Raw genomic sequence first — 10,604 nt, forward strand, 5'->3', positions numbered from 1 at the left:
ACGTCCATGCAACGCCTTCTCCTTTCGTTGTTGATCTGCCTGGGCTTCGTGCTCCCGGCCACGGCCCAGGCCTGGTGGCAGGACGACTGGCATTACCGCAAACAGATTGCCGTCGACACCACCCCGCAAGGCGCGGCGATCAATCAGGCCCTCGGCCGCACGGCGTTGCTGGTGCGCCTGCACACCGGCAACTTCACCTTCGACGGCGTGAAAGAGGACGGCTCGGATCTGCGCTTCGTCGCCGCCGATGACAAGACTGTGCTCAACCATCAGATCGAGAGTTTCGATGCGCTAATGGGCATGGCGCTGATCTGGGTCGATGTGCCGAATGTCGAGGGCGGTCAGCGTCAGGACATCTGGATGTATTACGGCAACCAGAAAGCCCCGGCCACCGGCAACGGCCAGTTGACCTTCGATCCGAGTTACACCGCGCTCTATCACTTCGACGGCGCCACCGGCACGCCGGCGAAAGACACCACGGCGTACGGCAACACCGCGCAGAGCGCAACTGGCGCAGCGATTGATGGCGTGGTCGGGCGCGCCTTGCAGTTCAGCGGTCAGCCGTTGTTGCTGCCGGCCAGTCCGTCGCTGCAACACAATCCTGGCAGCGCATTCACCTTCAGCGCCTGGTTGCGTCTGGATCAGGCCAGTGGCGAGCAACTGATTCTCGCTCGGCGCGAAGGCACGCAAAGTCTGCTGATCGGCGTCAGCCAGGGCCTGCCGTTCGTGGAGATCGACGGCCAGCGCGCCGCTGCCACCCAGGCGCTGACACCGGCGCAATGGCAACACGTTGCGCTCACCGCCGAAGGTTCGAAAGTCACCCTGTACATCAACGGTCGCGAGAGCGCGGTGCTGGCTCAAGCGATGCCGGCGTTCAACTCGGTCATGGCCATCGGCGCCGATCTGCACGAAGGTGCGTTCCAGCCATTCGCTGGCGCTATCGACGAACTGCGCCTGTCGAAAGTCGCCCGTCCGGCCGCGCTGTTGCTGGCCGATGCGACCTCGCAAGGCGCCGAGTCGAAACTGGTGGCTTACGGCGTCGATGAAGAACAGTCCGGGTTTGGCTTCGGCAGCCTTGGCTTTCTGCTCAACGCAGTGCCCATCGACGCCTGGGTGATCATCGCCGTGCTCGTGCTGATGATGTTCCAGTCGTGGATCATCATGCTGCGCAAGAACCGCAGCCTCAGCCGCGTCAGCGCTGCCAACGAAGACTTCCGCGTGCAGTTCGCCAAGGTCGGCACGCGCCTGGAGATGTTCGCCGACGATGCGCAACTGGCCCAGCGCCTGCAGCACTCGTCGCTGTGGCGCTTGTATCTGGTAGCAGTCAAAGAGATCCGCACCCGCCGCGAGCAGGGCGCGGATACCTCGTCGGTTTCCGCCGCGACCATCGAAGCCATTCGCTGCTCGATGGATGGCGTGCGCACCCGCGAAAACCAGCAGTTGAGTTCGAAACTCTCGACCCTGTCCAACGCCATCGCCGGTGGTCCGTACATCGGCCTGCTCGGCACGGTGTTGGGGATCATGGTGGTGTTCCTCGGCACGGCGATGGCCGGCGACGTCAACATCAACGCCATTGCGCCGGGCATGGCGGCCGCGTTGCTCGCGACCGCTATGGGCCTGTTCGTCGCGATTCCGGCGCTGTTTGGCTACAACCGCCTGATCACCCGGAACAAGGAAGTCAGCGCCGACATGCGCGTGTTCGTCGACGAGTTCATCACCCGTCTGGCGGAGATGCACGGCGAGAGCCAGTTCAGTGAGTCGTCGCACCAGCGCGGCCATCACGCCAACCACTCTGTACCGGCCTGAGGAGCACTGCCATGGCGTCCGTAAATGCCTCCCACGACGATGACGAAGATGCCGCGGTGGACAGCATCAACATCACCCCGCTGGTCGATGTGCTGATGGTGGTGCTGGTGATGTTCATCCTCACCGCCACCGCGCAGGTCTCCGGGATCCAGATCAACCTGCCCAAGGCCAGCGCTTCGGTGTCGCTGTCGGAGGCCAAGACCAAGGCGATCTCGGTCAACGACGGCGGCCAGGTGTTCCTCGATGCCTATCCGGTGACGCTGGCCGAACTGGAAGAGCGCCTGCGCATCGAGAAAGCGCAAAGCCCGGATTTCCCGGTGATCGTGCGCGGCGATGCGACGGTGCAGTACCAGAAAGTCATCGAAGTGCTCGATCTGCTGCGTCGGCTAGAACTGTCCCAGGTCGGTCTCGTCACCGGCAAACCGAGTCAGGGGTGAGTCATGACCGCACAACTCCCGATCGAGCCGCCGCCCGTGAAAAAGTCGCCGTTGCGCTATGTAAAGTGGGGCGCCGGATTGCTGGTCGGCGCGCTCGCCGCGTGGTTCCTCTGGCAGTGGGCCAACGACATGGCCGGCGTGCGCCGTGAAGCGCCGAAGGTGCCGACGATCATTCCGTTGCCGCCACCGCCACCTCCGCCCCCGGAGAAACCACCGGAGCCGGAAACCCCGGTGGAAGAAAAAGTCGTCGAGCCTGAGCCAACGCCGGAGCCGGAAGAGGTCAAGCCTGCGGAAGAGGCGCCGCCATCGCCGGCGGACGATCTGGCCAACCCGATGCAGATGGACGGCGATGCTCAGGCCGGCAGCGATGCTTTCAACATTGGCGCGGGCAAGGGCGGCGGCATGGCCGGCGCGGGTGGCGGGCGGCTGGGCACGGGCACGTACAGCCAGTTTCTGGCGTTCACCTTCCAGCGTCTGCTGCGCGAGAACCCTGATCTGCGCAACCTCGCGTTCTCGCTGCAGGCCGATGTCTGGCTGAGCAGCGTCGGCGAGATCACCCGTGTCGAGCTGATCAAGTCCAGCGGCAACCCGCAAATCGATACCCAGGTGCTGGCCGCTTTACGCGGTGCGCCAGCGCTCAGCGAACGGCCTCCGGCCTCCATCACTTTACCTGTGCGCCTGTCCCTGCAAGGGCGGCGTCCGGGCTAACCCATTTTCAAGCTTCGGCAAAAGGAGTTGTGTGCAGATGATTTCCAACGTGAATCGATTGTCCCTGGCGGTCGGCATGGTCATTGCGACCCTGGTCGGTCAGGCCGTGGCAGCGCCCGCGCCGTCGGAGAACGCCACGATCAATCTGATCCGCTTGCTGGTCGAGCAGGGCATTCTGAAACAGGACAAGGCCGACGCGCTGATCGCCCAGGCGCAGAACGAAGCCGCGCAGGCCAAACAAGCCGCCGCTTCAACGGCAGTGGTGGCCGGGCCGGTCGCCGCGCCGGGTGATGTGCGCGTGCAATACGTGCCGGCAGCGGTGCGCGACCAGATCCGCGATCAGGTCAAAGCCGAGGTGATGGCCACCGCCAAACAGGAAAACTGGGCAGCACCGAACACCTTCCCGGACTGGGCCTCGCGCATCAGTTTCGATGGCGACATTCGCCTGCGTGACGAATCGCGTTACTACTCGGGCAACAACAGCAACGAAATCGTCGACTTCGCCAAGCTCAACAACAACGGCCCGTACGACGTGAACCCCAACAGCAGCACCAGCCTGCCGCCGTTGCTCAACACCCGCGAGGACCGCGAAAACCTTTTTCGCCTGCGCGCACGGCTGGGCATGAAAGCGGTGATCTCGGAGGAATGGACCGCCGGCATTCGCATCGGCACCGGTTCGGACAACAACCCGGTTTCGACTACGCAGAACCTCGGCGGCGGCTTCGCCAAAAAGGACATCTGGCTTGATCAGGGTTACCTGAGCTGGAAGCCAATGGACGAACTGACCCTGACCGGCGGGCGCTTCGCCAACCCGTTCATGTCCACCGACATGCTCTATTCCAACGACCTGAATTTCGACGGTGTGGCAGCGATCTTCGACCACAAGCTCAACCGCGATTGGGGCGTGTTCGGCACCGTCGGCGCGTTCCCGGTGGACTACACCAACGACACCTCCAGCAGCAACGGTTTCGACAAGGAAGAGAGCGACAACAAGTGGCTGTACGGCGCGCAACTCGGGGCGAAGTGGGCGATCAACAGCAACAACCGCCTGAAGGGTGCGCTGGCCTACTACCGTTTCGACGACATTCAGGGTCAGCGCTCCAGCCCTTGCGAACCGTGGGCCGGCGCGCCGGGCTGCGACAGCGACGGCACTCGCGCAGCGTTCATGCAGAAGGGCAACAGCGTGTTCCTGCTGCGTGACATCACGCCAAACCCACTCAACCCAAGCACTACGCCGCAGCCGCAATTCGTCGGCCTCGCGTCCGAGTTCAACCTGCTCGATCTCAACGTCGTGTGGGACGCCGACCTGCCGCAGGATTTCAAACTGCGCAGCCAGGGAAACTACATCCACAACCTCAGCTACGACGAAGGCGACATGCGCAAGCGTTCCGCCGGGCAGATCGTCAACAACCTCGACAGCAACGGAGAGTTCGAAAGCGGCGCCAACGCATGGATGGTGCAGTTCACCCTCGGCAACGCGCTGGACCTCAAGCGCAAGGGCGACTGGAACCTGTTCGCCGGCTACAAGTACATCCAGCCTGACGCTTTGCCGGACGGCTTCAACGACTCGTCGTTCCACCTCGGCGGCACCAACGCCAAGGGCTATTTCATGGGCGGCAACTACGGCTTGGCGAAGAACGTTTCCGCAACGGGCCGCTGGATGAGCACCGAAGCGGTGTACGGCGCGCCGTTCGACATCGACGTCTTGCAGCTTGAGATCAACACGCGCTTCTAGGGCGCCGGGAGAGCTTTATGAACACGCGTTTTCTGGCGTTGGGCCTGGGTTTGTTGATTGCCAGCGGGGCGAGCGCCGAAGGCATGGAGGAACGCTTGCGCACGCAATTGCGCAGCACCACCCAGCAATTGCAGGCCCTGCAAAGTCAGCAGGCCCAGGCCAGCGCCGCGCAACTGGCGGCGCAGAATGAGGCCAAGGCTGCGCAGGCACAGATCAAGCAATTGACTGCCGAACTGGCCAAGGCCAAAGGCCTCGCCGAGCAATTGGCCGGGCAGCAACAAAGCCTGCACAGCCAGGCCCAGGCGCAAGTGGCGGCCAGCGCTGAGCAGACCGGTAAGTTCAAGAAGGCCTATGACGAATTGCTGGTTCTTGCCCGCGGCAAAGAAGCCGAACGGTCGAAGCTGCAAGCGCAACTGGCGGAACGTGACACACAAGTGCAGCAATGTTCAGTCAAGAATCAGCAAATGTACGGCGTCGCCAAACAGATCCTGACGGCCTACGAAAACATCGACGTCGCCGAAGTAATGAAGATCCGCCAGCCCTTCGCCGGCAGTGCCCGGGTCAAGTTCGATGAACTGGCCCAGGGCTTTGGCGACGAGCTCTACAAAACCCAATTCGACGCGCCGCAAGCCGCGATCGCGCACTGATTTATAAGACTTACGAGCAAGGAAGAAGTCATGACTCAATTGATCACCCACGTTTCCCCGCAATCGCTGACCGAGGTATTGCAAGCCGCCGGTTATCGCGTCAACCCGAGCGAACAGAACGGCATCGTCCAGTTGCTCAGCGCCAGCCAGGGCATCGGCTACGCCGTGCGTTTTGGCAACCCGGCGCTGGAGCAGGGCAGCTTTGTCGATTTCACTTTCAGCTGCGCCCTGCGCGTGCAGGGTGACTTGCCCCAGGGCGTAGCGGAGCAGTGGAACGCGACACGGCGGTTTGCGCGGTTGTCGTTGCAGGGCGAGTTTCTAGTCATGGAAATGGACGTGGTCGTGGCCGCAGGCGTGAGCAATGAGCACCTGCGTGGCAACCTGGAATTGTGGGATCGCCTGTTGCAGGAGTTCATCGTTTACCTGCGCGATTTCAGCCAGAGCGCGGGTGCGCAAACCGCCAAAGTCGCCGTCGACGAAGCAGAGGACGTCGCGCTGTGAAAAAGCCAGCCGTGGTGATCGGCGCCGGTGCGGTCGCGTTGTTGGTGGTGGCCGTGGCGCTAGTGCTGCGACCGGGGAGTGATCCGGTTGCCGCTCAGCAGCCGTCGCCGGTAATGACGGTTGCAGCCGGGCCAGCCGTGGCGCGATTGGGCAATCAACAGGTTTCGCCAGAGGAATTGCAGGCGCTGCTCGAGACTGTCCCGGCGCAAACCCGTGAACAACTGCGCGGCAACCGTGAGGCACTGGAGCGCTGGATCCGTTCGCGACTGGCGGAGAAAGCCGTGCTGGAGCAGGCCGATGCGCAGGGTTGGGCACAGCGTCCCGACGTAGCGCGGCAGACCCGGGCGGCGACGGAACAGATCGTCTTTCGTGATTATTTGCGCTCTGTCAGTCAAGTGCCGGCGGAGTACCCAAGTGCGGGTGAGTTGCAGCAGGCGTACGACGCCGGCAAGGCCAATTGGCAGACGCCGGCGCTGTATCGGGTCAGCCAGATTTTCCTGGGTGTCGGCGATGCGGCGAATGTCGAAACGGTGCGCAAACAAGCCGCCGAGTTGAGCAAAAAAGCCCAGTCTGCACCGGGCGATTTTGCCGCGCTGGCCACGCAATATTCGCAGGATCGCGTCACGGCCGAGCGGGGCGGTGATACCGGGCTGCAACCGTTGCAGCAACTGGTGCCTGAGGTGCGTGGCGCCGTGGCGCGGCTCAAGGTTGGCGCGGTGTCCGATCCCGTGCAGAGCGCCGCCGGATTCCACGTGATCAAGCTTACAGAACAACAACCGGCCCGCACCGCCACCCTCGATGAACTGCGCGATCAACTGACCCAGGCCCTGCGTGCGCAACGCCAGGAACAGATCGCCCAAGCCTACCTGGACGGCATGCTCAACACCGCCACCCTGAGCATCGACGGCGCTGAACTGAACAAAATCCTGCAGGACCACCGCTAGCCCCCTGTAGGAGTGAGCCTGCTCGCGATAGCGGTGTGTCAGCCGACATTTCTTAACCTGACATACCGCTATCGCGAGCAGGCTCACTCCTACAGGGGTTGCGTAAAGGCAACTACAAAGATCGACAGGGAGTCATCAATGTCATTCACCGAACCCGCAGGACGCCCGGGCGCCGCTGATTACCACTCGCCTCACTCCAGACCCGAATCCTGGCTCGACCAGGCCGCCACCATCGACAGCGAAGTCGCCCGATACTTCCTGGTCAGCGCCCGCTGCGGCTGCTTCATGCAGGCCGCGCGCAGCCTCAACGTGCGCTCGACCCTGCTGCGCAAACAACTCGCCCAACTCGAACAGCAACTGCAACACAGCCTGTTCAGTTTTCAGGGCAGCAACCTCAGCCTCACCCGCGAAGGCCAGCAACTGCAGGCCCGACTCATCACCCTGGCCCACGAACGCAAACTTCCGGTCATCGAGCAACCGCTGATCCGCCTCGCCATCGCCGAATCCATCCTCCACGACATCCTCGGCCGCGATCTCATCGCACTGCTGCGGCGCAACGCCAGCCTGCGCCTGGAAATCATCGCCCTCGACAGTGAGCTGGCGTTACGTGCCGTCAGCGCCGACATTGTCCTCTGGCTCGCGCGCGGGGAAAGCCCAACACCCGGCCCGACGTTCACCACCAGCGAACCGCAACACCTGGCGCGGATCGAGTATCTGCCGCACATTGCCAAGCGCTATTCACGGGTGACGGCGCGCCCCGAAACGCCGGAAGATCTGGCGGATTTCATGCTGGTGCAGTGGCAGCATGATCGACAGGTGGAGAGTTTCAGACCCTGGAACGAGCTGGTGGAGCAGAGATTGGCCGGAGTCGTGCAGATGCAGTCCTATGAGTTGATGCTGGAGATGATCCGCTGCAGCGCCTGCATCGGTTTGCTTCCGGCATATATGAGCCGCTTTGACCGGGGCCTTACCGCACTGCCCGGATTATTCGCCGAGACCATGCAGCTCCACGCATGGCTCGCGGTCAACGCCGACTCGCAAAACGTGCCTGAAACCAAAGTCCTCACCGACCTCATCCAGCAAACCTTCAACGAACGCCACGAATGGTTCCAGCCTTGACCCGATCCCCTGTAGGAGTGAGCCTGCTCGCGAATGCAATCTGCCAGTCGAAACTTCAGTGACTGACAAACCGCCTTCGCGAGCAGGCTCGCTCCCACAAATTCGGCGCTGTAACCGCAGCCGTGGGAGCGACACGAATCCCCTGTGGGAGCGGGCCTGCCCGCGAAGGCGTCGGCGGCGACAGCGCGTCATTGATCGCTCCCACGCGCAGCAAAGGAATGCCGCCCGGGACGCTCTGCGTCCCCCTCCAGAGCTGGAACGCGGAGCGTCCCTTGAGGCATTCCCACGCAGAGCGTGGGAACGATCATCGTGACGCAGCGCTACTGCGGCAACTCAAGATTATCCAGCACCCGATTCACCGCCAGTTCTCCGAGCATGATCAACTGCGCGATGCCCATCAGCGTCCGCCGCTGCGATGGTTTGACCAGCCCGGCGAATTCCTGGGCGATGGTTTTGGCGGAGGCGAGGGTTTCGCAGGCGTTGGCCAGCAGGTCTTCGTTTTTGGTGTCGGCGGTGACGGCGTACATGGCGCGGGGGCTGAAGGGCGGTGGCGTGGAGCCGGGTGGGCAGAGGTAGTGATCGAGGGCGCGGTCGGCGGCTTCGTGGAGTTTTTTTGAATCGAGGGATTCGTAGGGGGAGGTGGGGTCGGTTTCGGGTGGGTTGGGTGTTGGTTTGATCATGGTAAAGCTCCTATTAAGTGGAGCCGTCAGGCACTGTCGCTAAACAGTAGGTGGCGGCTGTACGCAGGTTAGCGAACCGGTTATAGGCACCCGGCAGACCCGAAGGTCTCCCGCATACAGCCACCATAGCGCAGTCGCAGAATTGAACCTGCGACGAAGCATGGACCGCTGATGCACCTAATTAAGATCCGGGTCGCTAAACCCGATCGCTGATCGGCAGCGACCGCACCACAATAGAACCCGACCCCAAGGCGCACAAGCCGGCGGATTCTGGCGTAGCTGTAGGCAATGGCGCAAGGATTTGTAGCCTGGAAGACGTGTCTGAAGGTGTCTTTTAAACGCCTTCGTTTAAATCGAAGAGCTGCGCCGAACCCGATGGCCCCTTCGCGAGCAAGCTCGCTCCGACAGTTGGAATGCGGTCAAACTGTGGGAGCGAGCTTGCTCGCGAAAAGGCCATCCCGGCCAGCAGAAAAATCTCGAGCAAGCCTCGCTGTTTAAACCAGTGGTTAAATGAATCTGTCCACTTTCTAGTCCTTTTCTAGCCCCCTTTACTAAAAGTCGGGCGAAGATCAGGGGTAAAACATGGTCTGTCCCGGATAACGCGCGGCTAATGAAAGCGCGGCCAAAAATTTATTGGGCACCGTCTTGCTTAATGTGAGAGATCCTATGTTTTGTTTTCAATATTAATCAATGTAATGGTTTGAGGCACCAAGCGCCCCACTTAAACAACGGACCGGCAGCAATGTAGCCGTTATCATTGCGCTCCCGTACTAAATACCAAAACTTTCCAGGGGCTTGAGACGTTTCTGCGCAAAGCCAAATAGGTTCAACCCTTGGTAAAGGTACAGTGTAAACAAGGCTTATATCCTCATTGAACTTAAATTTCATTGACGAAGTGCCGCCAATCGAGTTCATCCAGTCTATTGATTCTAATGGGCCCATTTTTACCTCATTTACCACTAGGCTCCACACATTGGTCACGCTAACTGGGTATGAAACTTCATTCTGCATTTGGTCTGTGACGAAAATCGTTGCCTCGCCGATCCTGTTGCCGGTAACTTTCCCTTGCTGATTTACTGAAGCAATATCACTGTTACTGGATCTATAGTTATAAGGTGAAACACCGCCCTGAGGCTGACGAGAGCCAGTGTTGCCAACAGAATCTCTACCTGTTTTTGGCCATTCGGGAATTTTTACTGAGAACCCGTTTAGATCCATTTGCCTTGAATTAATAGTCAACTTTGCCACCACCTGCATGGTTCTTTCGGGTGACGAAGGTAGACCAGCACCGTATAACGGCTTGGCATTAAAGCTGTAGGTCTTGACGCTTAACTCGGAAATTCTAAGTGTCCAATTCCCGGTTGTAACGTCGGCATCGGGCTGGCCTTTGGAGGTAGTGCCGTCCAGCACATCGACTTTCTGTCCTTTGGCCGCGACGCCGCTCAGGGTCACGGCAGTTTCCACCGTAAGGCCGCCGTGAGGGATTTCATCCCCGCTGGGTGAGCCTTTTACCGAATCCAAGGTCGGCGCAACGTTTTCGTAGGCCTTGATCCTGTAAGTCCGTAGGGCAAACGTCACGGCCTCTGTCTCGACTTGACTGCCGCCAAAGCCTGCCTTGAACTCCAGTTCCAGGTCACTGCCATCTTCCAGGCTTTGCAAGTCCGGCAGCGGAAATGTGTGGGTGTAAAAACCCTGGTCGATCCACGTCGCATTGGTTTGCGAACCCGGCGGTTGCCAGAAGGTTTTCGAGTAGTCGCCCCCGCCTTTTAATGTCCCTTTCGCTTTCAGCCAGACATATTGTTTCAGCGCAATGTGCGGATAACTGTTCGCGCGCAGGGTGCCATGGGTGGTCAATTGACTGACGTCCAACTCCGGCCCTTCGCCTTGTTCGGAGGCCTGCACGATCAGCGGCCCGGGCAAATCGCTTTGCGCAATGGGCGACACCGCCAGTGCACGAATCCGCGACTCTTTTGGATCCTGGGTGCCGCGCGTTACCGTGTAATCCAGCGTGATGGACTTGGCGAGGT

At 60.9% G+C, this 10,604-nt stretch carries 10 protein-coding genes; 8 read left to right on the top strand and 2 right to left on the bottom strand.

The window, feature by feature from the left end; all coding sequences use genetic code 11:
• The first annotated feature begins 6 nt into the window (after positions 1–6).
• From QRN33_RS16295 to QRN33_RS16330, 8 genes are all read left to right on the top strand, one after another.
• On the top strand, positions 7–1,806 hold the full coding sequence (locus QRN33_RS16295; protein ID WP_285409363.1) for a DUF2341 domain-containing protein: 1,800 nt from the start codon (positions 7–9) through the stop codon (positions 1,804–1,806).
• Positions 1,807–1,817: 11 nt separating this feature from the next.
• A complete protein-coding gene (locus tag QRN33_RS16300; protein ID WP_007915482.1) occupies positions 1,818–2,243 on the top strand; it encodes an ExbD/TolR family protein in 426 nt (141 codons plus the stop codon).
• A 3-nt stretch (positions 2,244–2,246) separates the two neighbouring features.
• Positions 2,247–2,951: an energy transducer TonB family protein gene (locus QRN33_RS16305; protein ID WP_110599518.1), complete on the top strand. Its 705-nt coding sequence runs from the start codon at positions 2,247–2,249 to the stop codon at positions 2,949–2,951.
• Positions 2,952–2,988: 37 nt separating this feature from the next.
• Complete coding sequence (locus tag QRN33_RS16310) at positions 2,989–4,686, top strand: putative porin (RefSeq protein WP_285409364.1); 1,698 nt, start codon at positions 2,989–2,991, stop codon at positions 4,684–4,686.
• Between the two features lie 17 nt (positions 4,687–4,703).
• Positions 4,704–5,333, top strand: coding sequence for a DNA repair protein (locus QRN33_RS16315; protein WP_285409365.1), 630 nt, complete (start codon positions 4,704–4,706; stop codon positions 5,331–5,333).
• A 30-nt stretch (positions 5,334–5,363) separates the two neighbouring features.
• Positions 5,364–5,834: a YbjN domain-containing protein gene (locus QRN33_RS16320; protein ID WP_285409366.1), complete on the top strand. Its 471-nt coding sequence runs from the start codon at positions 5,364–5,366 to the stop codon at positions 5,832–5,834.
• Positions 5,831–6,778, top strand: coding sequence for a peptidylprolyl isomerase (locus QRN33_RS16325; RefSeq protein WP_285409367.1), 948 nt, complete (start codon positions 5,831–5,833; stop codon positions 6,776–6,778). The genes QRN33_RS16320 and QRN33_RS16325 overlap by 4 nt, the downstream gene beginning before the upstream one ends.
• Before the next feature lie 138 nt (positions 6,779–6,916).
• Positions 6,917–7,897 carry a LysR family transcriptional regulator gene (locus tag QRN33_RS16330; protein ID WP_285409368.1) on the top strand — a complete coding sequence of 327 codons (981 nt, stop codon included), beginning with the start codon at positions 6,917–6,919 and terminating at the stop codon, positions 7,895–7,897.
• A gap of 320 nt (positions 7,898–8,217) precedes the next feature.
• Here QRN33_RS16330 and QRN33_RS16335 read toward each other — a convergent pair whose 3' ends face one another.
• Positions 8,218–8,577: a DUF6124 family protein gene (locus QRN33_RS16335; protein WP_217863473.1), complete on the bottom strand. Its 360-nt coding sequence runs from the start codon at positions 8,575–8,577 to the stop codon at positions 8,218–8,220.
• A 687-nt stretch (positions 8,578–9,264) separates the two neighbouring features.
• On the bottom strand, positions 9,265–10,604 hold a 1,340-nt coding region (locus tag QRN33_RS16340; RefSeq protein WP_285409369.1), incomplete at its 5' end, for an Ig-like domain-containing protein.

The sequence above is a fragment of the Pseudomonas sp. FR229a genome (assembly GCF_030209115.1).
GTDB lineage: Bacteria > Pseudomonadota > Gammaproteobacteria > Pseudomonadales > Pseudomonadaceae > Aquipseudomonas > Aquipseudomonas moraviensis_A.